The organism is Streptomyces sp. A01 (assembly GCF_059026195.1).
The window spans coordinates 35062-61467 of record NZ_JBWLKN010000028.1 but is presented as its reverse complement, the minus strand read 5'-3'; the positions used below and the strand labels follow the sequence as shown (position 1 = coordinate 61467).

The following is a 26406-nucleotide window of genomic DNA, read 5'->3' as shown; positions in this document are numbered from 1 at the left end:
CCGTCGTCCACCGCCGTTCACGCGTCTGCTTTCACACATCTGCCGCCAGGCTGCCCTCCCCGGCCACCGATGGCCCCGGGGGCCAAGCGGGCCATCCGCCGGTCGGCGGATGCGCGATCGCCCGCCACCACGGACGCACCGCCGACGTGGACGCGGGCTCGAACGGCTCACCCGGCCGGGGTGCCGCCATGCTCACCCCCGCCTTTCGTGCGGCCCGCGTCGTCCACTCCCCCGGCTCCGCCCACGGGTGCGGCGCCAGATTGAACGTCCCCCAGTGGATCGGCAGCATCGGGCCGCCGGACTGACCGCCTTGCAGGTCGCGGTGGGCCCGGACCCCTTCATCCGGTCTCATATGGATCTCGGGGTAAAGCTCAGGTTGTTCACCTCGGAGCAAGAGGCACACTCACGTCACAGGAGTCAAAGGAGTGAACCTTGGCGACGCACACGGCCTCCCTTGGAGGCTTCAGGTAATTCGCTCACAGAGCACAACTAAAGCCCCCTCCCGAAAGAGGGGGCTCGTGATGAGAGCGTATTGCGGTCTTTTTATGGGTTCAGGGGAGCAGCAGGTTCCTCTGGCCGGCCCGAACACTCGCGGTGAAGACCTCGTAGTCGTCCTGGGAGATGATCAGAACCTTGGCATCCGGGTCGCCCACATCCACGGAATCGCGGAGAGCCACGACACCGTCTACGAAAGCGACCTCCAGGCAGTTGTTGCCCCCGTTGGACATGTCGCTCTTGACCCAGGTGGCGTTACTCAGGTCGACGTTCTTCTTCATGTGTAGCAGTCCTTGATCAGTTCGAGAATGAAGCGACGGGTCGCTTCCGCGTCGAGGGCCTGGGGACGGAGGGCGTCAAAGGCCGACCGGTACCGGTCCACGTCCTTATCGTCCTCCAGGTACAGGGAGGTTGTCTTGGTCTCGACGAGGGCAACTGGCGGCCCTGCCGGGAAGTGTAGAAGCTGGAACGGGCCGTCGACGCCCGCGTGACTGCCGGCCGAGAAGGGCAGCACCTGTATGGCCACGTGAGCGTGTTCCTCGGTCACCTCAAGCAGTCGTTCGAGCTGCGCTTTCATGACCGCGAGTCCACCCACGGCCCGACGTAGCGCCGCTTCGTCCAGGATGCACCACAGGTTGAGGGGCGTTTCCCGCGTCAAGGCGGCCTGACGCGCCATGCGCAGTTCCACGAACCGGCTGGCTTCTCGCTTCGAGGGCCACACCTGGCTCCCCTCAACGATCGAGGCGGCGTAGTCCTTGGTCTGGAGCAGCCCCGGCACCACGGTGAGGAACGATTCGGTCTTGGAGGCCATCCCTTCGAGGTGCAGGTACTCCTCGAACTCGTTGGTCTGGATCGCTTCCTTGAATTCGTCGATCAGGTTGGTGCGCTTCGCCGATGCTGCGAGCTGCGCCATGGCCTTCACCTTGGTCCGGACATCCTCGGGCACGCCGTAGACCTGGAAGAAGGCCGTCAGCCCGAGCCCGGAGACCCGCTGTTTGCCGTTCTCGATCTTGCTCAGGGCCGACTTGCCGGACAGTCCAAGCCGCTCCGCGGCGTCGTCCATGCCCAGGCTGGCGCCGAGCGATGGACACCCGCGACTTCCCGAACGAGCTGGAGCTGAAGGCGCGTAACGAGGACAGCCGTTGGGTCGGCACGCTGGCGCACCGGCACCGCAGCGTCGAGCTGGCCGACATCAAGGCTGTCTACTGGAACCGCCCGCAGCTCTTCGAGTTCCCCGAACTGTCCGCGTCTGACGCGCACTGGGCTCGCGGGGCCGCTCGTATCGGTTTCGGCGGCGTCATCACCAGCCTTGACGCCCGGTGGATGAACCACCCGGCCAAGGCTTCGGCCGCCGAGTTCAAGCCGCGGCAGCTCCAGGTGGCCAAGACCGTGGGCCTCCGTACCCCCCGCACCCTGATCACCAACAGCACCCAAGCCGTCGTCCAGTTCGCCGAGGAGATCGACGGCCCAATGATCACCAAGCCGCTCGGCACCCCGTACATCGCACATACCCAGGGCGGTGAGTCGATGTACACGCGCCTGGTCGACCTCGAAGAGCTTCACGGGGTTGAGGTGACCGCCCACCTCTTCCAGGAACAGATCCCCAAGGACTACGAGGTCCGTCTGATCTACGTCGACAACACATGCCACAGTGTCCGAATCGAAGCGGGCAGCGACCTGTCCCGCATGGACTGGCGCTCTGACTACGAGGCGTTGGAATACTCGGTGGTCCGCACCCCTTGCTCGGTGGCTTCGTCCGTCCGCTCCTACATGGGTGTCATGGGGCTCACGTACGGCGCGTTCGACTTCATCGTCCACGACGACATGTGGACGTTCCTGGAAGCGAATCCATCGGGGCAATGGGCATGGGTGGATTCAGACGCCATCCCGCTCGCTGCGTCTATCTATCGCACCCTGGAGGATTGGTGCAGCCGATGACTTGGAACCCCCTCGCCAGCAGCCTGGCGGAATCCCTGGCCCTGAGCGGCGACGTTACCGTCGATCACTGGTTCAGGGCCTTCGGGGAGACCCTCCGGCACGTGTTCGTCGCAGACTACTTCCAGAGCCAGGGCGGAGCCCCCACGCGGTGGAAGAAGGTCACCGTCAACGACGGGGAGGAGTGGCTGCACCCGATCTACACCAATACCACCCTGGTCACCCATCTCGATCCGGCCAAGCGGGAAGCGGACGGACTCTGGACGGGCACCCCCACCTCGTCCAGCACGCAGCCCAGCCTCACCGCCCGGATGCTCGAAGCTCTCGACATCACTCCGAAGGACAGAGCGTTGGACGCGGGTACCGGCACCGGCTACCAGGCCGCTCTCATCTGCCACCGCCTCAACAACAGCCACCAGCTCGTCACCGCGGACATCGATCCAGCGCTCACCACCACTGCCAGGAATTCGCTGTCCGGGCTGGGCTACGAGCCCGACATCATCACCGCGGACATCACGGCCTGGCCGTGGAAGGGCAGCTTCGACAAGGTGATCGCCACCTGCGCCATCCCCAGCATCACCCCTAACCTCCGCAAGGCTGTGGCATCCGGCGGGCGGCTGGTCGCCAACATCTTCCCGCCGATGTCGAGCGCGTTGGTTGTCCTGGACGCCCAACCCGGCGGAACTCTCGAAGGCCGCTTCCATGAAGGAGGCGGAAGCTTCATGCCAGCCCGCCAGGGCAGCGACAAGACCGTGCCTGATCGGAAGGCTGAGCCGAACGAGGGCGGCTCCACAGAGGTTCCCGTCGACGCCTTCGACAGCTACCACTTCAACTTCCTGCTCGCAGCACTTCTGCCGGGCGTGCAGCTCCAGTACGGGACCGAGGACGAGCGCACCATGCGCGTTCTGGTCGCTCCGGACGGGGCCTGGGCCGAAGTCGTCTACGAGCCCCATAAGCGCGCCCTGTTCCAGGAACACGGCAACCAGGGCATCTGGTCGACTGTCGAGGACATGTGGGCCTGGTACGTCGAGAGCGAGAAGCCCACCTGGGAGCGGTTCGGGCTGACGGTCTCCCCGAAGGGCGAGCATCGACTGTGGTTCGAGTCCCCGGACGGCATCTCCTGGAAGCTGTCGGTATGACCGAGACCGAGGTGCACCTTCAGGCCCCCAGGATGATCTTGGGAGCATCGCCACCACCTTCAGTCGGCTGGGTCGCAGCCGGGTCCTGGAAGGCCAACTGGAGCAGGCTACGAGGAACGCCGGCCCGGCGATGCTGGCCGAACTCCGGGACCGGGGCCTGTGGAACGATCTGTGCGCGGCGGACAAGGCTGCGGCCCTGTGGGCCGCCGCGGACAGCGCGGGACTCGACCTCGAATCGCCGGAGGGCAGGGCCAAGCTCCCCGAGCTGGCGAGGACGGTCGAGTTTGTCGCCCTGCTGTGCGGCGTCGCACCTCCGTTCACCATCGAGGACCGCACCAGTGGCCTCCAGTTCACGCGGCAGTTGGTTGCACGCCTGAACGCCTTACCGGTCGGCTGGCGTGAGGAGGCGTTGCGTCGCGTCGTCATGTGCGATCTCGGCCTCCACCAGGCCGTGAACAGCGCCGAGGAAGCCATGACGGTTCTCCGCGCCCATTGGGGCATCGACCTGCCGACTGCGTGACACCAAGACCGAGACACCCCGCCTGTTTCCCCCCACGCGTGCGGGCGGGGTGTCTCATCCCCTCCGCATGAATGAATGATTGAAGGCGGCCCCCCCTAGAACTCAAGGACCCCGAGGAGGCTGCCTTCAGTCATGCCGTCCTGCGGGGCCCGATCTTCCTATGGGATAGCTCCGGGTGGAGTAGGCATCTGAAGGCTGCACCCCGCGATGGTGGCGAGCCCGTCCAAGACCCTGAGCAGGCGACTGAGCCGCCCCTCCTCCTGGTCATTCCACGCCGTCAGGATGGCCGTGACCTCCGCCACGATCTCGGGATGGCGACCAGCTAGCACCGGGCCGTGCTGATTCATCTCGGTGAGGGCATCGTCCAGGTCGCCGACGAACAGCCGGTCACTCGTCACACACGTCGACAGCTCCCCGATGATCACGGCCGAGGCCAGGCCATGGAATGCCAGGTAGAGGTCCTAGGCCGCACGCCGGGTTTTCTCATCATCACTGCTCACCCTGGCAGGCTAACCGTCCGGATGCGCAGAGCGCCGAGCTGTCACAGGGTGGGTGAATGAATGGACACGTGCCCGTGATCGTTTACCCACCGATCGACGGGCATCGCCGCGTGACAATCCGAGGCGAGAGGGTAGGCACGGCGAGGAGGCTCGCAGACCTCATGGAGTTCTTGCGGCGCGCGGGCATTGCCGAGGACGACGTGAACCTCGATGATCCGGCTTTCATCGAATGGCGAGGCGGCGGCCCTGACGCCTGGCCTGAGCCGTAGCGCTGGGCTGGCTCAGCAGACCGCAGCCGAGTGAATGAATCATTGAGCGAAGGACACCACCGCAGTTGTCAGGACTTCACCGTCCGGGTGCGGACCACAACTCGCGACGAACCGCGAGAGGTGGGTAAGGGGCGTGAACTGCTGGGGCACCGGTTCCCGTTCGTCCCGAGGCGGGCCGTCGATCGCCCCCAACAGGCGCTCGCGCTCGTCGCGCGGCATAGCGCCTAACATCCGGGCCATCTCGCTGAGGTCGTCCGCTGGCATCACCGCTCGCCCGCGCGGTCGAGGTCGTCGGCGGGCTCCGTGGTGGCATCCACGGGCGACAGGCGGCGCCACGGGTGGGCCATGGGCGCGGACACTGCCCGCCACCAGGGATCTACAGGGAGGTTCCCGGTGGGCTCGAACGGCTCGCCTGGCCGTGGAAACGCTACGGACTGCCCAGCCTCTTCTGCCGCATCTCTCGTCCACTCCGCAGGCTCGGCCCAGGGGTGCAGGGCGAGGCGGAAGGTGCCCCAATGGATGGGCAGCATCACGCCGCTGGGCTTGTGTCCTTGCAGGTCAAGGTGCGCTTGGACCCCTTGGGCGGGCGTCATATGAATGTCTGGCCACGCCCCGGGAAGTGGCGTACAGTTCGTGGGGTTCTTGGGCCAGAATTCGCTGTACGCGCCGATCTGGATCATCGTCGCGTCGAAGGGCCCGTACCGCTGTCCGGTCTCCTCGAAGCCGGGGAAGAATCCCGTGTCGCCGCTGTGGAAGACGCGGTGTTCGGGACCGGCCACCACCCAGGAAGCCCACAGTGTCCGCTGACCGCCGCGCAGTCCCCTTCCGCAGAAGTGCCGCGCGGGGGTGGCGGTGAGCACCAGGTCGGTGACCTTGGTGGACTCGTGCCAGTCCAGCTCGGTGATACGGGAAGCGGGCACACCCCAGTACTCCAGGTCTGCGCCGACGCCCAGCGGAACGACGAAGACCGTGTCGGTCCTGGCGAGGGCGCGGATCGACGGCATGTCGAGGTGGTCGTAGTGGTCGTGGGAGATGACGACGGCGTCGACCGGTGCCAGCGCGGGAAGCGGTACGGGAACGGGATGCAGCCGCCGGGGGCCCGCGAAGGTGAACGGCGAGCAGCGCTGCCCCCATACCGGGTCGAAGAGCACGCGCCGCCCGTCGATTTCGGCCAGCACGCTGGAGTGGCCCATCCACGTCAGCCGCAGGCCGGATTCCGGTGGGTGCCCCCAGTCGGCGGCGCCGGGCCTGTGCACCGGGATGGGGCGCGCGGGCAGTCTGCGCGCCCGGTCGGCGCGGCTGAGCTGGGTGCGCAGCAGCTGCTTGGCCGCGCCGGGGAGCATGGTGCGCGTCGGCAGCGGATTACGGAACTGGCCGTCGGCGAACTGGGGAGAGCGCCGCACGCGTGCCAGCCGCTCCCCCACCGGGTCAGTGCCGAAGGCCGCTGGGCGGAGGGCCGCGAGGCGCCTGTGTCGGGGGCTTGGGCCGGTCAAGGCGCCTCCACAGTGAGAGGGAGCGGGCGGAACGGACAAGGTGGCCAAGCCGCCCGCCGTACGACGGCACGGAGCGGGCAGGAGGGCCGGGGTGGCGAGCGAGGCGGATGCTGACAGCAGCTGACGGCGCTGTCAGTGCTGAAGTACGGCCTACGCCGTATCGACAATCTATGCGAACCGCTTCCCCCACGGCTCGCCGGTCCTGTGGTCACACTTCCCCCCTTCGTCGTGGCGGCAGCGGCGGTGGCGACGATGGCAACGACGCTACGCGGAGGGTCTGACAACCGGCCGTCACGAGCGCCCGGCGAGCCACGCTGTCAGTCCCCCTTGGTACAACTCTTCGCACGCCTCTCTTCGCATGCCGTATGCGAAATCGTCGCCACCGTCAGGAGATCCGCCTCATGGCCACCATCGAGCACTTGCAGGAGCTGCACGGGCTGCCGGCCTTCGTCTTCCCGGCCGCTGACGAGACGGTGGGTGAACTGCCCGCGGCGGGCGATGTCGCCTGGTGCCTGGCCGTGGAGCCGGACGCTGGAGAGCGGGACTTCGCGCGTGTCTTCGAGCGGTTCCTCGGGACCGTGGACGCCTCCAGGGTGCGGGCGCTGGTCATCGGCCAGTGGGCCGAGTCGTACGACGACGACTCCGGCATCGTCGTCGAGCTGCTGGTGGCGGCGCGGGAGCGGCTGACCTCGCTGGAGGCGCTGTTCATCGGGGATCTTGAGCCGGAGGAAGCCGAGATCTCGTGGATCGCGCACGCGGACGTCACGCCTGTTCTCGACGCGTACCCGCTCCTGCGGGAGCTGGGCGTTCGCGGGGGCACGGGGCTACGGTTCCCCGCGGTGCGGCATGAGGCGCTGCGGACGCTGAGCTTTGAGGCGGGCGGACTGCCCGGTGAGGTGGTGCGCGGCGTCATGGCGAGCGAGCTGCCCGCCCTTCAGTACCTGGAGATGTGGCTGGGAGTGGCGGAGTACGGCGGCGATGCCTCCGTCGCCGACCTGGCGCCGCTCCTCAGCGGCGGCCGCTTCCCGCGCCTGCGTCACCTCGGGTTGCGCAACAGCGCGATCCAGGACGAGATAGCGACCGCGCTCGCCTCAGCGCCTGTCGTGGCTCAGCTCGCCTCACTCGACCTGTCATTGGGCGTCCTCAGCGACACCGGCGCTGTCGCGCTGCTCGAAGGCCAGCCGCTGACCCACCTCCAGTGGCTGGACCTGCGCCACAACTTCGTGACCGAGGAGACCGCGCGGCGGCTGTGTGAGGCGCTGGAGCCGTCCGGCGTCGAGGTGGACCTGGCCGGGACGGGCGACGAATGGGAGAACGACGGCGAGATCCACCGCTGCACGGCGGTCGCCGAGTGACCCAAGGCCAAGGGCGGGCCGAGGCGACAGCACCGTGCGGCGGCTGGGGTGCGGGGCGGCGGACTCGGCGGACCCGCCCCGCGCCGCGGCGAGACAGGCTTCCGGTTGCCCGGCCTCAGGTGCGCGGCCGGGCGGCGCCGCTGGGCGGCGCCGGGCGCACCGAAGCGCCGGTCTCCCCTGCCGGACCGGCGCTTCGGTCGTTTCTGTGGATGGTTCCGGCGTCGATGTCGCTTCGTCCGCACCGAGGTGGGCGATCTCTGCGACGGTTCACCGGGCGACGGACCGGCCAGGGGCGGCCCCGCTGAGGCTCGGCCGGTCGGGGCTCAGTTCTTGATGCCGACGCCTCCGTAGAAGGCGACGCTGCGGTTCTCCTCGGTGTCGGCCACCGTTTCGTCCGGGCGCCACAGCGGCGCTTGGACCACGCCGGGGTCCAGCAGCTCGAACCCCGCGAACAGGGCCTCGATCTCGGCTCGGCCACGCAGGTTCAGGGTCGCCGTCGCCGCCTTGTAGACGTCGCCGGCGTCGGCGTCGGCGTCGTCCTTGGTGTGGAAGTCGGCCGTCCCGTGCGTGAGGACCAGGTAGCTGCCGGAGGGCAGGGCGTTCCGCAGCGTGGCGACGACGCGGGCCGGGTCCTCCTCGTCCTTGATGAAGTGCAGGACCGCGACGAGGAGGACGGCCACCGGCTCGTCGAAGTCGATCAGTTCGCGGAGGACGGGGTGGCCGAGGATGTCTTCCGGTCTCCGGGCGTCGGCCAGGACGAACGCCGTGCCGGGGGTGTTGGTCAGCTTCGCCCCGGCGTGCGTGGCCACGATGGGGTCGTTGTCCACGTAAGCTACCCGTACGTCCGGGGCGATCTCCCGCGCCGCTTCATGGGTGTTGGGGGATGTGGGTATGCCCGTGCCGATGTCGATGATCTGCCGTACGCCCTGCCGCACCACGTGCCGGACGGCACGCAGCAGCAGCTGACGGTTGGCACGGGCGCTCGGGCGGGCCTCTGGCGCGATCTGGATGACGCGTTCGGCGGCCTCGCGGTCAACCTCGTAGTTGTCCCAGCCGCCCAGGTAGTAGTCGTACATGCGGGCCGGATGCGGCCTGCTCGTATCGATATCCGCCACCGGAAAGCCCTGCTCAGCCACGCCGTTCTCCGTTCCGGGCCGGTCCCATCCGGTCCAGCGCCCGTCGTGCCGGTCTCTGTCGCGCCACTGCCTGTTGTGCTGGTGCCTGTTCTGCCACTGCCTGTTCTGCCGGCGGCTGTTGTGCTCGTGCCTGGTGTGCTCGTGCCTGGTGTGCCGGTTCTGGCTGGTGCTCGCGCTGTCGGGTGCTCCGGTGCGTCCGTGCCTCAAGTGGCTGCCGTACGCGCCGCCGCGGTGGGGGCCGGTGTCCCCCGGCGCCTGTGGCGCCGCCCGGCCCGCCGCGGTCAGGTGAGCAGGAAGTCGGCGTCACCGGCCTTCGCCCCCTGAATGAAACTCGCGATCTCACGATGGCTGTAGATCAGCGCGGGCCCGTCCGGGTCCGTGGACTGGCGCAGCGCGATTCTGCCGTCGCCCAGCCTCATGGCCTCCACACAACTGCCCCCGTTGCCGCCGCTCCATGGCTTGTGCCATCCCTCGGTCCCGAGGTCGCCTGCGGGCATGCCGTTGTATACGCGATCCATGGTTCAGATCTCCTTGCGAATGCCACCCAGAATGGCCTCGGTGGTCTGTGCCGGCGCGGCTTGCGCGCACATCCGGTCCAGGGCCTCCAGGAACGCCGAGACGTCATCGCGCTGGTCAAAGTAGACGGCGCCGACAAGGCTCTCCGAATACGCGATATCGGGCAGTTCCGGGATGGGGAACCGGAAGATGTGGAAGGGGCCGTACATCGCCGGATGCGGCCCGGCTGCGAACGGCATCACCTGGAGCCGGACGTTGGACCTGGCGGTCGCCTCCATGAGGCTGGTGATCTGCTCCCGCATCACACTGGGCCCGCCGATCGGCCGTCGCAGTACCGTCTCGTCCATCACGACCCACAGCAGCGGTGCGTTCTCCCGGTGGAGCAGGGCCTGCCGTTCGACCCGCAGGGCGACGCCCCGGTCGATGTCCGCCTCGGGCGCGTGCGGGTTCCCGGCACGCAGGACCGCCCGCGCGTACGCCTCGGTCTGCAGCAGGCCGGGCACGTAGTGGGGTTCGTAGGCGCGGATGACGTTCGCCTCGACCTCAAGGCTGACGAACGCGCTGAACCACTCGGGCAGTACGTCGCGGAAGCGGTGCCACCAGCCGGGCTGGTTCGCCTCACGGGCCAGGTTGAGGAAGCCTTCGACCTCCTCCTGGCTGGTGACTCCGTAGGTGGTCAGCAGCTTCTCGACGTACGGGATCTTCAGGCCGACCTCGGCCTTCTCCATCCTGCGGATCGTGGCATGCGTGACGTCGAGTGCGCGTCCGGCCTGTTCGTAGGACAGCCCCGCCTTCTGACGCAGGTCCTGTAGGCGCCTGCCGAGCACCACCCGCAGGACGGTCGGAGCTCCTCCCGACCGCACGTCCGCCACTACCGATCCCCTCCCGAACGCCGCCACCCGAACGCAGTCTGTCATGTGCTCAGCTCACACGAACAGACTGTCCCTGCCGTTCTGTAAATTACAGACTGAAGCTTGCCATCCGTTGCTGACGGCGCGCATAGTTACGGCGTGGCCCCTTCCCATGACGCTCTCTGGTTAGAACGCTCAGGCGGTACCGTCGCTCAGCGTCTTCAGGACGCGTTCCACCTGCCCGCCCTCACCACGTCCGTAGCCGAGGCGCGGCGGCGCGTGCTGGTCCGGCTGCGTGAGTGGGGTGTGCAGGACGAGCTGCGGGACGACGCCGAGCTGATCGTCTCCGAGCTGTTCACCAACGCGGTACGCCACACCGACAGCGAGAAGGTCCGCTGCGAACTCAGCTTTCTCGGCGCACGGTTGCGCGTCGCGGTGGCCGATCAGGGCTGCGGCAGGATCGAGTTGTGGGCCAGGGACAGCGGCTGCGACCAGGAGGGCGGGCGCGGGCTGATGCTCGTCGAAGCGCTGTCCGACTCCTGGGGGGTCCTGTCCGACGAGCGCGAAGGCGGCCGCGCCGTCTGGGCCTGGCTGACCTACTCGCGCACCACTCTCTGACACCGGCGCGCCACTCCCCCAGCGGCTCCCTGATGGCTGGTTCGCCGCCATGATCGGCGACCTCCAGCCCGCGATCCTGAGCCCAAGCGTCCGCCTCCGACGCTTCACCGCCGCCCACCCGCGGCCGACCCCTCGACCACGACAGAGCCAGAACCCAGCGAAGCACTACTAGAGCGGCGCGAGATCGGGCCGCTTCGGCTCGACGTGGTCACCGGACGACTCACCGCGCAGTCGCCGCCCTATCCAGGGCACCAGGTGTTCACGGGCCCACTGGATGTTGTCCCGGCGCACCGCGGCGGCGGGTCGCTGCGCCAGCGGCGGCCACGGCTGGTCGGGGTCGGCGCACACCTCAAGGCCCAGGACCTGCGCGGCGCGCAGCGCGATCCGGGTGTGACCGTCAGGCGAGAGATGCAGCCGGTCGCCGCTCCACGCCCGCCTGTCCTGGACCGAGCGCAGCGACCACAGGTCGAGCACCGGGCAGTCGTACCGGTCGGCGATGGACCGCACATGCGCCGTGTACGTGGCGATCTTGCCTCGCAGATGGCGCAGCACCGGGACGTCGCGGGTGTCGAATCCCGTGCACACCAGGACGGTGTCGACCGAGGTGGTCAACTGGGCGACGGCCGCCTCGTAGCGGGCGGCGACATCGTCGGGGTCGCTGCCGGGGCGCAGGATGTCGTTGCCACCGGCGCAGAAGGTGACCAGCTCGGGGCCCAACTCCATCGCCCGGGGCACCTGCTCCTCGACGATCTGGTCGAGGAGCCGGCCGCGGACGGCCAGGTTGGCGTAGCGGAAGTCATGCTCGGCGCGTTGGTCGGACAGCAGGACGGCGAGCCGGTCGGCCCAGCCGATGAAGGAGCCGTCGGGACCGGGGTCACCGACGCCCTCGGTGAAACTGTCCCCGACGGCGGCGTACGACGCGATCGCGTCACTCTTGTATGTATTCGGATCGGCTGCCACGTCAGCACATCCTTCACCCTGAAGAGTGACCTACGCCACCGTAACCATGGGTTGACTTGGGGTGATCTATCCCACTCAAGTGCCTCTATAAAGGCGGAATAAGCCACGACGCGCCCGTGACAAGGCGCGGACCGGCCGAAATGATTGCCTAACGAACCAATGTCGTAGGGTCAGGCACATCGCCTCCCGTCGGCCACAGCAGCAGAGTCCAACCCCGAGGAGCGCCCGTGACACAGACGCCGCAGATCCCGCACATCTCGCCGAAGGCCGTCGAGCCGCGCCTGTCCGGTGTACGCAACTTCCGGGATGTGGGCGGTCTCCCGACGGTCGACGGCAGACAGGTCCGGCACGGGGTGCTGTTCCGCAGCGGCCACCTCGCGCACGCGACCGAGGAGGACGCGGCCTTCCTGAACACACTCGGACTGCACACCGTCTTCGACTTCCGTAATGCCGCGGACATCAAGCTAGAGGGGCCGGACGTCGCCCTGCCCGGGGTGCGGAACCTGAACATCCCGCTGACCGACCCTGCCGACGGCGCCGAGTTCTGGACGATGGTCCGCCACGGCGGCATCGAGCAGCTGCGCGCCGCCCTCGGTGAGGGGCAGGCGGCGGACCGGATGACCGGCTCGTACCGCACGATGATCACCAGCCGCACCGCTGAGCACGCCCGCGTGCTGACCGCCCTCGCCGACGACAGCGTGCCCGCGCTGATGCACTGCGCGGCGGGCAAGGACCGGGCCGGTCTGTCCATCGCCATCACCCTGCTCGCCGTCGGTGTGACGCCCGAGGCCATTGAGGCCGACTACCTGGAGTCCGCGGCCGCCCACCGCCGCTACAAGGTGCAGCGGCACAGCGATGCGCCCGACGCGATGTCGCCGGAGATCCTGGAGCTGCTCAGCCCGCTCTTCGACGCCCGCAGCAGCTATCTGGCCGCCGCCTTCGAGTCGATCGAGGCGACGTGGGGCGATACCGAGCGCTATCTGACGCAGGGGCTCGGGCTCACCCCCGAGGTGCGTGAGCGGCTGCGGGCCCGGTTGCTTACGGACTAGACCTCGTCCGGCGGGTCATGCTGGGGAAGGGGCCCTGTCCGTGCGTCGCGGGCCGCGGGTGCGTCGTGGCTGGTCGCGCGGTTCCCCGCGCCCCTGCCGGGGCGCGACGCGCTGGTCAGGGCCTGGCGTCGGCCTTCCGGCTGGCGACGGCCTGCTTCATCAGCGTCCGGCCGAACTCCCACAGCAGGCCGCCGCCGCCGTGGGCGTCGTCCATGACGGCGGTGAAGGCCGTCACGAAGCGGTCCACCTCGCGCTCCCCGATGATCAGCGGCGGAATCAGCTTGATCACCTCCAGATGGTCACCGGAGACCTGGGTGAGGATGCGGTGCCGGTGCAGCAGCGGCGCCACGACCAGCTGGGCGAACAGGCCCTTGCGTGCCGCTTGCAGCATCGTCCAGCGGCTGCGCAGGCCGAGTGAGGTGGGCCTGCCGAACTCGATGCCGATCAGCAGACCCCGGCCGCGTACGTCGTGGAGCAGCTCGTAGCGCCCGACGAGCGCGCCGAGCCGCTCGCGCAGCATGTCGCCGGTCTGCCGGACGCGAGCGACGATCTCCTCGTCCTCGATGACCGCGAGTGTGGCGAGCCCGGCCGCCATGGCCTGCGCGTTGGAGCCGAAGCTCGCGGAGTGGACGAGCACCCGGTCCATGGACGAATAGACCCGTTTGAAGATCCAGTCCTTGCCGAGTGTCGCGCCGACCGGCACATAGCCACCCGACAGCGCCTTGGCGACGCACACCAGGTCGGGCTCGACGCCTTCCTCATGCTGGTAGGCGAAGAAGTCGCCGGTGCGGCCGATGCCGGTCTGCACCTCGTCGGCGATGAGCAGCGCCTTGTGCCGGTGCAGCAGTTCCTGGGCGGCGCGCAGGAAGCCGGGCGGCGCCGGGTGCACACCCTTGCCCTGGATCGGCTCGACGACGAAAGCGGCGACGTCGCCGCGCCGCAACTCCCGTTCCAGCGCGGCCAGATCGCCCAGCTGGATGGCGGTGTCGGGCAGCAGCGGGGCGAAGCCGTCGCGAAAGCCGTCCTCGCCGTTGACGGAGAGGGAGCCGGTCGTCAGCCCGTGGAAGGCGTGCGCGCAGTACAGGACGCGGGGCTTGCGTGTCGCGTAGCGGGCGAACTTGAGCGCCGTCTCGACCGCCTCGGTGCCGCTGTTACCGAAGAACACGCGGTCCAGGTGCGGTGCGTGGGAGAGCAGCCGCTCGGCGAGCAGGCCAGGCAGCGGCTGGCAGTCGAACCGGGTGAGGTCGGCGAGTGAGGCGTCGAGGACGTCGTGCAGCGCCTGGCGTACGACGGGATGGTGGCGGCCCAGGCCCATGACGCCGAATCCGGCGAGCATGTCCAGGTAGTCGTTGCCTTCGGCATCCCAGAAGTAGGCGCCTTCCGCCCGTTCGTAGACCTTGTCGAAGCCGATGGTGCGCAGCATGCGGGGCAGCTGGTGGTTGAGGTGCTTGGTGTGCAGCTCATAGCGTTCGGCTCCGCGCTCGGCGAGCAGCTTTCCGAGGTCGAAGCCCGTCGTTTCGGCCGCTGTCATAGCCCTGCCCCTTCCTGTGTACGTGGCTCGCCTGGCGGTTCGGCCGGTCGTGCCCCGACGGGACGCGTGCCGGGCGTCCCCCCGATGGGGGCGCCCGGCACGTCCGGTCTGGTCGTCGCCTGTCAGCCCCGGTTGCCGCTCATGGTGTCCCGGGCGGCGCGCAGCGACTCCTTGAGCGAACCCATGGTGGCGAGGACGGCCGTGGGCTCGTATCCGCAGTGCGCCATGCAGTTGTCGCAGCGCGGGTCCTTGCCCCGGCCGTACTTGGCCCAGTCGGTCTCCTCCACCAGCTCGCGGTAGCTGGGGACGTATCCGTCGCTCATCAGATAGCAGGGGCGCTGCCAGCCGAAGAGGGAGTAGTTCGGGATGCCCCACGCCGTGCAGGGGAAGTCGGTCTTGCCTTCGAGGAAGTCCAGGAACAGGGGGCTGTGGTTCAGCCGCCAGCGGCGCCTGTTGCCCCCGGCGAACGCCTTCTTGAACAGCTCCCGGGTCTGCTCGACGCCCAGGAAGTGGTCCTGGTCGGGGGCCTTCTCGTAGGCGTAGGCGGGCGAGATCATCATCTCGTCGACCTGGAGATCGTCGTTGAGGTAGTTCAGCACCTCGATGATGGTCTGCGGGGTGTCGGTGTTGAAGAACGTCGAGTTGGTCGTGACGCGGAAACCGCGCCGCTTGGCCTCCTTGACCGCCTCCACCGCCTCGTCGAACACCCCCTCCTTGGCGACCGACTCATCGTGCCGCTCGCGCAGGCCGTCGATGTGCACGGTGAACGCGAAGTAAGGCGACGGCGTGAACTTGTCCAGCTTCTTACGCATCAGCAGAGCGTTGGTGCACAGGAAGACGTATTTCTTGCGGGCCACCAACTGGCGGACGATCTCGTGGATCTGCGGATGCATCAGGGGTTCGCCACCGGCGATGGAGACCATCGGCGCACCGGACTCCAGTACGGCGCCGACCGCCTGCGCCACGGGCATCCGCTGCTTGAGCACCCCCGCCGGGTGCTGGATCTTGCCGCAGCCTTCGCAGGCGAGGTTGCAGGCATAGAGCGGTTCCAGCTCCACGATCAGCGGGAACTTCTCGCGCCGCCTGATCACTTTCTGTTCAAAGAGATATGTCCCGACCCGGATGGTCTGACGGAGCGGCATGGCCATCTAGCTCACCTCCTGGGGAGCGATAAAGAACGGTGCCATTGGCAGAAAGCGGGAAGGATCATTCGCAGAACCCGGAAGGCCGATATTCCACCGCGCAGAGTGCCGATTCTGACCAGCTCATGTCCTGGAGCGTCCACGACCACCCGTACGGCCGCAACCGGGCGTGGCCCCGCCCTGACGGCCGTCCGCAGGGTCGCCGCCGACTCCATGTCCACGGCGATGGCGCCGGTGGCCCGCAGTCCGGCCCGCTGACCCGCTCGTACGACATGAGTGGAGCCTGCTACCGGACCGGTGTGGATCGTGGGCCCGCGCCCGGTCGTCGGGAGCAGCCCGGCCAGGGCTTTGGCGAGCACGTCGGCACCGGTGCAGGGAGTGCTCCCCTCTTCGTCGCGGGTCTCGTCGGCGACGACCAGGTCCCCGGGGCGCATTCCGGGGACAAGGCCCGCGCAGAAGCCGGTCGCGATGACGGCGATCGGCCCCGGCGGCCGGGCGCTGGCCGGGCGCGGGTGCCGCTCGACCGCCGGGCCGGGCCTTGGCTCGGGACCGGGTGCCACGGCCGCGTTCCGCTCGGGGGGCGCGCCTCCGACGAGCAGTCTGCCTATCGCCCGCTCGGCGGCCCGGGGGCCCATGCCGGTGCGCAGCACGATCACCGGTCCTGCCGCCTCGCTCCGGTCGCCACCGCGCAGGGCGAACCGCTCGATGCCGAGCGCGCAGACGACCAGCAGGGGAGCGATGCCGGGAGGCGGGCCCGTGGCGGAGCCGTCCGCCATCAGTTCCCCCGCCGTTCCACCCCGAACGGCTTGGCGTGGATGTAACGGCCGAGTGCGGTGACCGGGAACACCATCCGGTACAGGTGGTAGTTGATGGAGAAGTCCCAGGGGAAGCCGGTGCCGGTGAAGTACGGCTCGTCCCAACTGCCGTCCTCCCGCTGCGTCTGGGCCAGCCAGCCCACCCCACGCCGCACCGGCTCGCTCTCCCGCTCTCCCGCCGCGAGCAGCGCGAGCAGCGCCCAGGCGGTCTGCGAGGGCGTCGACGCGCCGCGCCCCGCCCACCGCGGGTCCCGGTACGAGCGCTGGTCCTCTCCCCAGCCGCCGTCCTCGTTCTGGACGCTATCCAGCCAGCTGACGGCTCTGCGGATGGCCACATGGGAGGGGGGAATCCCGGCGACGACGAGCGCGGGCACCACCGACCCCGTGCCGTAGAGGTAGTTGGTTCCCCAGCGCCCGAACCAGGCGCCGCTCGGCTCCTGTTCGGCCAGCAGCCAGTCGACGCCTCGCCGGGTCCGCGGGTCCCCGGCGGCGCCGAGGGCGGCCAGCATCTCCACCACGTGCGCCGTGACGTCTGCCGAGGGCGGGTCGATGACCTCGCCGAAGTCGCAGAACGGCAGCCGGTTGGGGAACGGGCTCACGTTGTCGGCGTCGAAGGCGCCCCACGCCCCGTTGCTGGACTGCATGCCCAGATTCCACTCGGTGGCGCGCCGCACGGCCGTCGTGACCCGGTCCGGGTCGGGATGGGTCACGCGGTGCAGCGCGAGGACGACCTCGGCGGTGTCGTCGATGTCGGGATAGTTGTCGTTGTGGAACTCGAACGCCCAGCCGCCAGGGCGCAGCCCGGGGCGGCGCACCGCCCAGTCCCCCGCCTTGTGGACCTGCTCGCCGAGCATCCAGTCGGCGGCCCGTACCAGCGCCGGGTGATCACCGGGCAGCCCCGCGTCGGAGAGCGCGATGGTCGCGAGGCAGGTGTCCCACACCGGCGACTGGCACGCCTCGATCATGCGGACGGGGGCGCCGGTCTCCTCATCCTGACGCCATACGGCGAACCGGTCGAGCGAGCGCAGCCCGGCGCGCAGCACCGGGTGGCCCAGGTCGTAACCGAGGAGGTGGAGGGCCATCACCGAGTACACGGCGGGGGGCTGGATGCCGCCCCAGCAGCCGTCGTTCTCCTGCCGCTCGATGATCCAGCGTGCGCAGGCCCGCAGGGCCGCGCGGCGCACCGGGCGGACGGGGGCCTTGCGGTAGGCGTGCAGCGCGCGGTCCAGCCGCTGGAACGCGCCGTCCCAGGTGCTCGCCGGGGCCATCGGGCGCGGCGGGCTGGGGCGGCGGGGGTCGGTGTGCAGCTCGTCGAGGGCGAACGGCGCGGGGCGTACGGGCCGCTTGGCCGAGACGATGGTGAGCGGCACGATGGTCTGCCGCGCCCAGCAGCCGAAGTCGTAGATGTTGAGCGGAAACCACTTCGGCAGGTAGATCAGCTCGGGCGGCAGCTCGGGCAGGTCGTCCCAGCTCCACCAGCCGAACAGGGCCAGCCAGACCCTCGTGAACACCCGGCTCGCCGCGATGCCGCCGGACTCCCGCACCCAGGCGGAGGCGGCGGCCATGTGCGGGGCTTCGGGCGGGTGACCGGCGAGCCTGAGGGCGACGTACGCCTCGATGGTGCAGGAGATCTCGGGCGGGCCGCCGTAGAAGCTGGCCCAGGTGCCGTCCGCGCGCTGCTGGGCGCGGATGTGCCGGGCGGCGGCTTCGAGGATCTTGGCGTCCGCCACCCCGAGGAACTGGCGCAGGAGCAGGTCTTCGGCGTCCATGGTGACGTTGGTCTCCAGGTCGCCCTTCCACCACCCCTCGCCGTCCTGGCGCGCGAGCAGATTGTCGACGGCCCGGGCCGTCGCCTGCCGGGCCGCTGTTAAGAGTCCAGTGGTTTCGACGGTTGTGGTTGTCGCTGTCATGGCTTCCCCTTCTGCAGTGGAGTTCTCTGCCGTGCTGGGGCTTCCGTCGGCCGGTGCTGTGGATCAGCACCGGCCGGCGACTGCGAGCTATATGTGACGGTCGTGCCCGGTGAGGCACACCTCCAGTCCCCCGTGTCTCATGTGCGGATCATCTCTCTCGTACCACGACGAAGTCAGCGAGCGCGACCAGCTGCGCCCTGATTTCTTCGGGCATATCCACGTCGTGGAGCGCGGCGACGGCGGTGGCGTGCTGCCTGCGGGCCTCCTTGGAGGTCCAGTCCCGGCCGCCCGCCTCCTCGATCAACGCCGCCCGGGTGGCGAACTCCTCCTCGTCGAAGTCCGCGGCGTCGTCCGGCTTTTCCGCCCGGTCCGCGTCGGCGGCGAGGATGCCGGCCAGCCGTTCGGAGGCGGGGCCTCCGGCGGCGAGGGCGGCGACGACCGGCAGCGACTTCTTGCGCTGCCGCAGGTCGCTCCAGGGCCGCTTGCCCGTCGCCACCGGGTCGCCCCAGATGCCGAGTACGTCGTCGACCGCCTGGAAGGCGAGGCCGAGGTGGTAGCCGTACGCCTCCAGGGTGTCGGCGGTCCTGTCGTCCGCACCGGCGAGCACGGCGCCGATCGAGACGGAGCAGGCGAGCAGCGCCCCGGTCTTGTTGCCCTCCATGCTCAGGCACTCCTGGACGTTGACCCGTCCCCGCTGCTCGTAGGAGATGTCCTGGGCCTGGCCGTCGATGAGCTTGCGGGTCGCCGTGGTCAACCGCCGGGTGGCCCGCCCGGCGTCGATGGTGCCCAGTTCCAGCAGCACCTCGTTGGCCAGCGCGCACAGGGCGTCACCGACGAGGATGGCCTGCTCGGGGCCGTGCACCTTCCATACGGTGTCGCGGTGGCGGCGCTGCTCGTCGCCGTCCATCAGGTCGTCGTGCAGGAGCGAGAAGTTGTGGACGAGCTCGACGGCCACGGCGCCGGGCAGCCCGACCTCGGGGGGCGCGCCGGCGGCCTCGGCGGAGAGCAGGGCGAGGGCGGGACGGACGGCCTTGCCGCCGTCGGCTGAGGCGGGACGGCCTTCGGCGTCGATCCAGCCGAAGTGGTAGGCGGCGACGGTGTTCATGGGCGGGGCGAGCCTGTCGACGGCGGCGCGCAGCGGGGGCGTGGCGAGCGTCCGCCCCCGTGCCAGCAGGGCGCTGACCTCCGCGGTGTCGACAGCCGGGATGGCCGGAGTCACGGTCTCTCCTCTGTTTCCGGTCACAGTGCTCATACCGCCTCCCGCAGCGGGCTGCGGTGGGGTCGACCGAGTCCGGAGAGCGCCGCGCCCGCGGCGGTCAGCCCGCTGCGCACCGCGCTCTCCATGGTCGCCGGCCAGCCGGTGGCGGTCCACGCACCGGCCAGGAACAGGCCGGGCGCGTTAGTGGGGGCGTCCGGACGCAGCCGTCCGACGCCTGGGGCGGGGGCGAAGGTCGCCGTGCGCTCCCGGGTGACGAAGAAGTCCCGCACCTTCGCGCCCTGGGCGGCGGGCAGCAGCCGTTCGAGCTCGGGCAGATAGCGCTCGCGCAGCTGCGATACGGGCTGGTCGATCTCCTGGTGGGCGGCGGACTGGGACACCGCCAGATACTGCCCCTCGCACAGCCCGGAGGTGTCGGTGCGGTCGAAGACCCACTGGACGGGGGTGCCGATCGCCACGAAGAAGGGGCGGCGCAGCACCTTCCGGTCGTAGACGACGTGCAGGTTGAGGATCGGCGCCGTGCCGATCCTCAACAGCCGCCCGGGGTCGTCGAGGGCACCGGCCGGAAGCAGGGCATGGGTGTCGTGCTGCGGCAGGGCGAGGACGACGGTGTCGGCCTCCAGGCGCGCGCCCGTGTGCGGCGCTGTCTCCACATCGACGGCCCAGCGCCCTTCCTCCGTACGGGAGACGCCGGTGGCCCGGGTGCGCAGTTCGGTCCGCACGCCCGCCTTGTCGAGGGCGGCGCGGGCCCTGGTGTCGTGGAGTTCGCCGAGGGGCACCTGGGGCATGCCGATGTCGGCGGCGCCGGGATCGGTGAGCAGCCCGGTCTTGAAAACCATGGCGCCGAGGCCGAGCGAGGACTGCGCGCAGCGGGAGTTGAGGGTGGCGACGGCGACGACGTCCCACACGGCCTGGATGGCGCGGTCCGACTGGCCCTTGCTGCGCAGCCATTCCCCGAAGTTCACGCCGTCCAGCGCCGGGTCGTGCGGGTCCAGGGCCTTCAGGGCGAGCGCCGCCCGGCCCACGCCGACCCGCTCGGCGGGCGAAAGATGCGGGTAGGTGGCGAGGCTGGCGGCGAGGTGCAGCGGGACGGGCAGGGCCGTGCGGCGCAGCCGGCCGAGCCGGGGCGAGGGCCTGCCGACGTCCAGGACGGGCACGTCGAGGCGGCTCTGCATCGGCGCGAGGTGGGTGGCACCGATCCGGTCGAGGAACCACTGGTAGCCGGTGCAGCAGCGCAGATAGACGTGCTGGCCGTTGTCGATGGTCAGCTCTCCGACGGGCGAGGGGCGGCGGAAGGAGAACGCGGCGCCGCCGAGCCTGGGGCGCCCTTCGAGAAGGGTTACGCGCAGCCCGGCGTCGGCCAGGGCGAGCGCGGCGGTGATCCCGGCGAGCCCTCCCCCGATGACGGCCGCGCTCTCGCCCGCCGCCGGGTGGTGCTGCTCAGAGCGTGTGTTCAGTGCCATCGTGCGCCCACTTCCTCGGCTGCGTTGGGGGACGCGGCATCGCCACCCGTGGTTGCGTGGCGCGGGGCCGCGCGGGTCCGAGCGGGACCTGGGCTGTGCCGCTGAACTGGCTGGAGCAGTGGCCTGTTGGTGTGCGGAGGGGGCGTACGGGCCTTCAAGCGCGCCCCCTGGCGGTCCGCCGGGTCACGGTACGGGCGTCGAGCCCGCTCAGGCCGCGGACGGCGACGTAGACCTTTTCCCGTCCGGGAAGAGAGACGCGGCCGTTCAGGACGGCCGCGGGCTCACTGGCGATGCGGTCGAGCAGTCTGCGGTAGATGCCCGCCATGGCGGCGACACACGCGCCGCTGCGGCGGTCGAGCATGGGCAGCAGCCGGAAGCCCTCCGCGAACAGGGCGCGGGCGCGCCGCACTTCGAAGTGCACGAGCCCGGTGAAGTCGGCGCCGGGCGGGGCGACGGGGCCGTGGAATCCGGCGGAGCAGCCGAACTTCGCGAGGTCCTCCGCGGGCAGGTACACCCGGCCGTTGGCCGCGTCCTCCCTGACATCGCGGAGGATGTTGGTGAGTTGGAGCGCCAGGCCCAGCGTATTGGCGAACTCGGGAGCGCGGTCCGCGTCGCGCGCTCCCGGTACGGTGCCGAACACGCCCAGCGAGAGGCGGCCGATGGCGCCCGCGACGCATCGGCAGTAGTCCTCCAGGTCGTCCCAGGTCTCGTACTCCGCACCGCGCACGTCCATCTGGACGCCGTCGATGAGCTCGTCGAGTCCATCGAGCGGGATGGGGAAGCGCCGGGCGGCGTGCGCGAGCGCGACGGCCACGGGGTCGGTGTCGTCCTCGTCCACTCCGCCGTCGCCGATGCGGCGCAGCAGCGAGCGGGTGTCCTCCAGCCGGTCCCGCTTGGCCTCGGCGCTCAGCCCTCCGTCGCCGATGTCGTCGACCCGGCGGGAGAAGGCGTACAGCGCGGACATGGCCTGCCGCTTGCCGGCGGGAAGCAGCCGGATGCCGTAGGCGAAGTTGCGTGCCTGCTGGCCGGTGACCACCTCGCAGTAACGGTACGCCGCCGCTACCGGGGCGGAGATACGCGAAGGTTCCTCCACGGTCTGATTCACCCCTCTCCTCGCAGTGTCGCCCCGACCTCACGCAGCACGCTGAGCTTGGTGGGCTTGGGCGGTCCAGGGAGCACGTCGTGGTCGGCGGCCGCGACCGCCTTGAGGGCGGCCCGTCCACCGGCCACGAAACCGGCGAGTAGCAGCTTGAGCCTGCCGTGGACGCTACCCACCAGGGGGGTGCCTTCATTCAGCAGCGCCCCGGCGCGTTCGGCTTCGTAAGCGATCAGCGCGCGCACCGATGCGCCGCCGCTCGGGGCGCTGAGATCGGTTTCCCGCACCTCGAAGCGCCGCATGTCCTCGGCGGGCAGATAGATCCGGTCCCGGCCGAGGTCCTCGGTGACGTCCTGGATGTGCTCGACGATCTGCAGCGCGGTGCAGATCGCGTCGGAGCACCGGACGCGTTCGGGAGTGGCCGTGCCGGTGATGCCCAGCACCAGGCGGCCGACGGGGTTGGCGGACAACGCACAGTAGTCGAGAAGGTCCTGGTATGTAGCATATCGGCGCACTCGCTGGTCCTGCCGGTTGGCCGCGATCAGCCCGAGGAAGGGCGCCGGGCTCAGCCCGTGCTGGTCCACCAGGGGCCGCAGCGCGTTCAGCAGCGGGTGGCGCGGGGTCCCCGCGGAGCGGTCGAAGACCCGGTGCAGGTCGGCCTCCAGCGCGTCGAGCATGGCGAGCGGGTCGTCGGCCGCCGCCCGGTCCAGGCCGAGCAGCACGGCGTCGCCGCCGCCGGGGGCCAGGTCGCCGTCTCCGATGTCGTCCACGAGACGCGCGTAGCCGTAGATGGCCATGAGGTCGTGGCGCCAGGCACGCGGGATGAAGAAGGGCGCTACGGGGAAGTTCTCGTGGGCCGCCTTGTCAAGCACCGTCCGTGCCTGTTCTTCAGGCCGGGGTCGTGCGGTGGTATAGGACCGGCTGCGCTCGTCCTCTAGGGTCACCGCGGGCAGCCAGGCATACGGGTGCGCACAGCGCCGCCACAGGGAGGCGGAGCGCCGGGTCCTGTGGGAACGCTGGTGAAGGGCCGCGTGGCCAAAGCCGTCACATCCCCCGTTCTACACCGCGTGTCAGTCGCGGCACGACGCGGACACGCCGCGCCCCAGGTCGCAGGGGGAAGCCTCCGGACCCCCGAACGGGGGACCCGGGAAAAGTCCGACATGGTCCGGATGGTCATCAGTACAGCGTACGCCGCGCGGAGCAGCCGGGCGCCAGCGGTGGGGGGGGTGAGGCCCGGCCGGAACGGGGCCGACCGGGCGGGGGCCTCAACCCGCCGTGGCGCGCCCGGCTTCGTAGAACTCCTCGATGCCGAGAACGGCCGCCAGGTCCTGGAGTTCGCGTTCGAAGAAGGCGTCCCCGTCCGGAAGGGCGAACGCCAGATGACCGAGGGCGTCCATGGAGATCACCCCGTACAGCCGGACCCAGCAGCGGACCATGATGGCGGCCGCCTCGACCGAGAGGTCCAGCTGGTACTCCTCGCGGAGCGCCTCCAGTTGCGCGGCCAGCTCCGGGTCGAGCGAGCCCGGCTCGGGAGCGGGGAAGCCCCGGCTCCGCCACAGCTCCGAGATCAGGTCGGCGAAGACCGAGCCGAAGGCCCAACTGGCGTCCCGCTCGGCCTGCCCCGCCCGCTCGCCCGTGCGCGGCGCCCACGGACCGAGGATCAGCCCGAACTCGTGGGGGTGGCCGATGGCCCAGTGGCGCAGCGCGCGGCCGGAGGCGATGAGCTCGCTGCCCGCCTCGCGTTCGGGGAGGGCTTCGATCACACCACGGATGTGGTTGCCCATCTCCCCGAAGATATCCCTGCGCATGGCCTGGATCAGTTCGTCCCGGCTGGCGAAGTAGCGATACACAGCGGGTGCGGTCATGCCCATTTCGCGGGCAATCGCGCGGATCGTCACATTTCCGGGTCCGTCCTGGACAAGAAACTCCCGGGCGACATCCTTGATCTCCTGGATAGTCGCGATACGAAGTCGTTCGCGACGCGAATATGGTGCTACAGGCACTGCCTCTTGTGACACACACCCTCCCTCTGCCGTGCGCAGACGCATGCGGGCCACACGCGTCGAGCACGCCCCGCCCTCAGCCTAGTCAATACTCACGGCGATCGCATTAACACCGACAGCTAACTGTACGATGTTCACCACGTGCGGATCACGCGGTCAACGGCCCCACCCGCGCCCCCCAGATCGCTTCCACACCGGGCACACAGCGGAACATGACGCCCCGGAAAACCCGCCCCGAAAAGCCTGGAAAACCGGGAGATCAACGCGGCAGCACCTTACGACGCCGGGAACCGCCGCACAACAGATCGCGCATCCCGCGATAACGTTCACCGCCTGGCCGTGAATCGCGCCCGGCCGGAGAATTAGCCGCATCCGAATGCGCGAGCACCACCCGGTAAACCTCTATTTCGCTGGCCAGAAAGCCGCGGCGAGGGTCGGCGAAGACTCTTGACCGAATAGCCGAAAAGCAGGGCTGCCGACCGGGAGCACCGTCACGCGGCAGGGGCGGCCGTGGCCTTTCGGGCAGCGCGCGCACCACACGTCCGCGCCCTCCCCACCGGTTCTCGTGGGGAGGGCGCGGACACGTGGTGCGGAACAGGTGTGGTTACTTGCCCGTTTCCTTCTCGTACGCCTTGATGACCTCGTCGGTCGGGCCGTCCATGAGCAGCTCGCCCCTCTCCAGCCACAGCACGCGGTCGCAGGTGTCCCGGATCGACTTGTTGTTGTGGCTGACGAGGAAGACGGTGCCGGCGTCCTTGCGCAGCTCGCGGATGCGGGCCTCGGAGCGCTTTTGGAACTTGCGGTCGCCGGTGGCCAGCGCCTCGTCGATCATCAGCACATCATGGTCCTTGGCCGCCGCGATCGAAAAGCGCAGCCGGGCTGCCATGCCGGAGGAGTAGGTCCGCATCGGCAGCGTGATGAAGTCGCCCTTCTCGTTGATCCCGGAGAACTCGACGATCTGCTCATACCGCTCGCGGACCTGCTCACGGGTCATGCCCATGGCCAGCCCGCCCAGGATGATGTTCCGCTCACCGGTCAGGTCGTTCATCAGCGCCGCGTTCACTCCGAGCAGCGAGGGCTGCCCGTCGGTGTAGACGGCCCCGCGTTCGGTGGGAAGCAGCCCGGCGATGGCCTTCAGCAACGTGGACTTGCCGGAGCCGTTGGAGCCGATCAGGCCGATCGACTCGCCCCGGTAGGAGGTGAAGGACACCCCCCGCACGGCGTGCACCTGGCGCATGCCCGGCGCGTTCGTACGGCGGACGATGCGGTTCAGCGCCGCGGTGGCGCTGCCCTTGCCGCGGGCACCGCCGTTCACCCGGTAGACGATATGGACGTCGTCGGCGATCACGGTGGGACGGCAGTCCCGCACCACCGGTTCCGCTGTCTGCTCAGCCACGGCCGTACTGCTCCTCTGCCTTCCAGAAGTACAGGAACCCGCCGATGCCCAGGAGCAGCGCCCAGCCGAGGGCGAGGAGCCACACATGCGGCGGCAGGTAGGACGACGGGTAGTCGTCGATGAGCGCGTACCGCATCAGGTCGATGTAGACGGATGCCGGGTTGCCCATCAGGACGTCGGCCACCCAGCTGGGGGCGTCCTTCTTCTCCAGCATGACCTTCATGCTGTACATGACGCCGGAGGCGTACAGCCAGGTCCGCAGGATGAAGGGCATGAGCTGCGCGAGGTCCGGGGTCTTGCTGCCCATCCGGGCCATCACCAGCGACAGGCCGACGTTGAAGACGAACTGGAGGGCCAGCGCCGGAACGATCAGCAACCAGGAGAAGGCGGGGTAGTGCCCGAACCCGATGAGCACGATGGCCAGCACGATCATCGAGAACAGCAGCTGCTGGAGCTGCTGGAGCGAGAAGGAGATGGGCAGCGAGGCCCGGGGGAAGTGCAGGGCCCGCACCAGGCCCAGGTTCCCGGAGATGGCCCGTACGCCCGCGAGCGCCGAGCTCTGCGTGAAGGTGAACACGAACACGCCCGTCACCAGGAACGGGATGTACATGTCGTTCTCCATGCCACCCCGGCCGCCCATCAGCAGGCCGAAGATGAGGAAGTAGACCAGCGCGTTCAGCAGGGGCGTGGCCACCTGCCACAGCTGGCCGAGCTTCGCCTGGCTGTACTGGGCGGTGAGCTTCGCCTGGGAGAAGGCCAGGATGAAGTGGCGCCTCCCCCACAGCTGGCGAAGGTACTCACCGAGGCCCACCCTGGCGCCGCTCACCGACAGCCCGTACTTCTGGGCCAGCTCGGCGGGGGTCAGTCCGTCGTCGGGGGGTGGCGGGGCACTCATGGCGACCACACTGTCGTGCGTAGTCTCGCTCACAGTTGACACTTTCGTCCTCAGGGTGCGCTGCCGGGGCCGTGCCCCGGATCGCGCCCGATGCTCTCAGACC

At 69.5% G+C, this 26406-nt stretch carries 24 protein-coding genes and 2 pseudogenes; 7 read left to right on the top strand and 19 right to left on the bottom strand.

Translation table 11 applies throughout. The features are described from left to right. Window positions 1-31 precede the first annotated feature (31 nt). From AC5P1B_RS29225 to AC5P1B_RS29215, 3 genes and pseudogenes are all read right to left on the bottom strand, one after another. Window positions 32-367: pseudogene (locus AC5P1B_RS29225) on the bottom strand (MBL fold metallo-hydrolase); the annotation flags it as partial. A gap of 184 nt (window positions 368-551) precedes the next feature. Then, window positions 552-776, bottom strand: coding sequence for a DUF397 domain-containing protein (locus AC5P1B_RS29220; protein WP_493890935.1), 225 nt, complete (start codon window positions 774-776; stop codon window positions 552-554). Beyond that, on the bottom strand, window positions 773-1558 hold the full coding sequence (locus AC5P1B_RS29215) for a helix-turn-helix domain-containing protein (protein ID WP_493890934.1): 786 nt from the start codon (window positions 1556-1558) through the stop codon (window positions 773-775). The genes AC5P1B_RS29220 and AC5P1B_RS29215 overlap by 4 nt, the downstream gene beginning before the upstream one ends. A 20-nt stretch (window positions 1559-1578) precedes the next feature. Here AC5P1B_RS29215 and AC5P1B_RS29210 point away from each other — a divergent pair, with 20 nt between their 5' ends. From AC5P1B_RS29210 to AC5P1B_RS29200, 3 genes are all read left to right on the top strand, one after another. Further along, window positions 1579-2433: an MvdC/MvdD family ATP grasp protein gene (locus tag AC5P1B_RS29210; protein WP_493890933.1), complete on the top strand. Its 855-nt coding sequence runs from the start codon at window positions 1579-1581 to the stop codon at window positions 2431-2433. Continuing rightward, window positions 2430-3569 (top strand): methyltransferase domain-containing protein, encoded by a 1140-nt coding sequence (locus AC5P1B_RS29205; RefSeq protein WP_493890932.1) that lies wholly within the window; start codon window positions 2430-2432, stop codon window positions 3567-3569. Before AC5P1B_RS29210 ends, AC5P1B_RS29205 begins: the two co-directional genes overlap by 4 nt. Window positions 3570-3699: 130 nt before the next feature. Continuing rightward, window positions 3700-4089, top strand: a complete 390-nt coding sequence (locus tag AC5P1B_RS29200; RefSeq protein WP_493890931.1) for a hypothetical protein — start codon at window positions 3700-3702, stop codon at window positions 4087-4089. Between the two features lie 1032 nt (window positions 4090-5121). Here AC5P1B_RS29200 and AC5P1B_RS29195 read toward each other — a convergent pair. Beyond that, window positions 5122-6270 (bottom strand): MBL fold metallo-hydrolase, encoded by a 1149-nt coding sequence (locus tag AC5P1B_RS29195; protein WP_493890973.1) that lies wholly within the window; start codon window positions 6268-6270, stop codon window positions 5122-5124. Window positions 6271-6752: 482 nt separating this feature from the next. Between AC5P1B_RS29195 and AC5P1B_RS29190 the strand changes: the two genes are divergently transcribed. Both AC5P1B_RS29190 and AC5P1B_RS29185 read left to right on the top strand, forming a co-directional pair. After that, window positions 6753-7706: an STM4015 family protein gene (locus AC5P1B_RS29190; RefSeq protein WP_493890930.1), complete on the top strand. Its 954-nt coding sequence runs from the start codon at window positions 6753-6755 to the stop codon at window positions 7704-7706. Window positions 7707-7854: 148 nt separating this feature from the next. Continuing rightward, window positions 7855-7976: pseudogene (locus AC5P1B_RS29185) on the top strand (STM4011 family radical SAM protein); the annotation flags it as partial. A 53-nt stretch (window positions 7977-8029) separates the two neighbouring features. Here AC5P1B_RS29185 and AC5P1B_RS29180 read toward each other — a convergent pair. The 3 genes from AC5P1B_RS29180 to AC5P1B_RS29170 form a co-directional block, all read right to left on the bottom strand. Then, window positions 8030-8842 (bottom strand): SAM-dependent methyltransferase, encoded by an 813-nt coding sequence (locus AC5P1B_RS29180; protein WP_493890972.1) that lies wholly within the window; start codon window positions 8840-8842, stop codon window positions 8030-8032. 281 nt (window positions 8843-9123) lie between these two features. Further along, window positions 9124-9360 (bottom strand): DUF397 domain-containing protein, encoded by a 237-nt coding sequence (locus AC5P1B_RS29175; protein WP_493890929.1) that lies wholly within the window; start codon window positions 9358-9360, stop codon window positions 9124-9126. 3 nt (window positions 9361-9363) lie between these two features. Continuing rightward, complete coding sequence (locus tag AC5P1B_RS29170) at window positions 9364-10230, bottom strand: Sco1979 family transcriptional regulator (RefSeq protein ID WP_493890971.1); 867 nt, start codon at window positions 10228-10230, stop codon at window positions 9364-9366. Window positions 10231-10368: 138 nt separating this feature from the next. Between AC5P1B_RS29170 and AC5P1B_RS29165 the strand changes: the two genes are divergently transcribed. Beyond that, window positions 10369-10827 (top strand): ATP-binding protein, encoded by a 459-nt coding sequence (locus AC5P1B_RS29165; protein WP_493890928.1) that lies wholly within the window; start codon window positions 10369-10371, stop codon window positions 10825-10827. Between the two features lie 168 nt (window positions 10828-10995). On the opposite strand, the gene AC5P1B_RS29160 is transcribed toward AC5P1B_RS29165, so the two are convergent. Beyond that, window positions 10996-11787, bottom strand: coding sequence for an SGNH/GDSL hydrolase family protein (locus tag AC5P1B_RS29160; RefSeq protein WP_493890927.1), 792 nt, complete (start codon window positions 11785-11787; stop codon window positions 10996-10998). Between the two features lie 227 nt (window positions 11788-12014). Here AC5P1B_RS29160 and AC5P1B_RS29155 point away from each other — a divergent pair, with 227 nt between their 5' ends. After that, a complete protein-coding gene (locus AC5P1B_RS29155; RefSeq protein WP_493890926.1) occupies window positions 12015-12836 on the top strand; it encodes a tyrosine-protein phosphatase in 822 nt (273 codons plus the stop codon). Window positions 12837-12951: 115 nt separating this feature from the next. Here AC5P1B_RS29155 and AC5P1B_RS29150 read toward each other — a convergent pair whose 3' ends face one another. The 11 genes from AC5P1B_RS29150 to AC5P1B_RS29100 all read right to left on the bottom strand — a co-directional run bounded on the left by AC5P1B_RS29150 (window position 12952) and on the right by AC5P1B_RS29100 (window position 26336). Next, complete coding sequence (locus AC5P1B_RS29150) at window positions 12952-14367, bottom strand: aspartate aminotransferase family protein (RefSeq protein WP_493890925.1); 1416 nt, start codon at window positions 14365-14367, stop codon at window positions 12952-12954. Window positions 14368-14489: 122 nt separating this feature from the next. Beyond that, window positions 14490-15515, bottom strand: coding sequence for an adenosyl-hopene transferase HpnH (hpnH, locus tag AC5P1B_RS29145; RefSeq protein WP_493890924.1), 1026 nt, complete (start codon window positions 15513-15515; stop codon window positions 14490-14492). Between the two features lie 5 nt (window positions 15516-15520). Continuing rightward, window positions 15521-16285 carry a phosphorylase family protein gene (locus AC5P1B_RS29140; protein WP_493890923.1) on the bottom strand — a complete coding sequence of 255 codons (765 nt, stop codon included), beginning with the start codon at window positions 16283-16285 and terminating at the stop codon, window positions 15521-15523. Next, window positions 16285-18234: a squalene--hopene cyclase gene (gene shc, locus AC5P1B_RS29135; RefSeq protein WP_493890922.1), complete on the bottom strand. Its 1950-nt coding sequence runs from the start codon at window positions 18232-18234 to the stop codon at window positions 16285-16287. The genes AC5P1B_RS29140 and shc overlap by 1 nt, the downstream gene beginning before the upstream one ends. Window positions 18235-18382: 148 nt before the next feature. Continuing rightward, window positions 18383-19486: a polyprenyl synthetase family protein gene (locus tag AC5P1B_RS29130; protein WP_493890921.1), complete on the bottom strand. Its 1104-nt coding sequence runs from the start codon at window positions 19484-19486 to the stop codon at window positions 18383-18385. Next, window positions 19483-20913, bottom strand: a complete 1431-nt coding sequence (gene hpnE, locus AC5P1B_RS29125; protein WP_493890920.1) for a hydroxysqualene dehydroxylase HpnE — start codon at window positions 20911-20913, stop codon at window positions 19483-19485. The genes AC5P1B_RS29130 and hpnE overlap by 4 nt, the downstream gene beginning before the upstream one ends. Window positions 20914-21067: 154 nt before the next feature. Then, on the bottom strand, window positions 21068-22018 hold the full coding sequence (gene hpnD, locus AC5P1B_RS29120) for a presqualene diphosphate synthase HpnD (RefSeq protein WP_493890919.1): 951 nt from the start codon (window positions 22016-22018) through the stop codon (window positions 21068-21070). After that, window positions 22015-22881 carry a squalene synthase HpnC gene (gene hpnC / locus AC5P1B_RS29115; RefSeq protein WP_493890918.1) on the bottom strand — a complete coding sequence of 289 codons (867 nt, stop codon included), beginning with the start codon at window positions 22879-22881 and terminating at the stop codon, window positions 22015-22017. The genes hpnD and hpnC overlap by 4 nt, the downstream gene beginning before the upstream one ends. A 393-nt stretch (window positions 22882-23274) precedes the next feature. Beyond that, window positions 23275-24057 (bottom strand): TetR/AcrR family transcriptional regulator, encoded by a 783-nt coding sequence (locus AC5P1B_RS29110; RefSeq protein WP_493890917.1) that lies wholly within the window; start codon window positions 24055-24057, stop codon window positions 23275-23277. 559 nt (window positions 24058-24616) lie between these two features. Continuing rightward, entirely contained in the window at window positions 24617-25408 is a 792-nt protein-coding gene (locus AC5P1B_RS29105; protein WP_493890916.1) for an ABC transporter ATP-binding protein, read from the bottom strand. Continuing rightward, window positions 25401-26336 (bottom strand): ABC transporter permease, encoded by a 936-nt coding sequence (locus AC5P1B_RS29100; protein WP_493890915.1) that lies wholly within the window; start codon window positions 26334-26336, stop codon window positions 25401-25403. Before AC5P1B_RS29100 ends, AC5P1B_RS29105 begins: the two co-directional genes overlap by 8 nt. Window positions 26337-26406 lie beyond the last annotated feature (70 nt).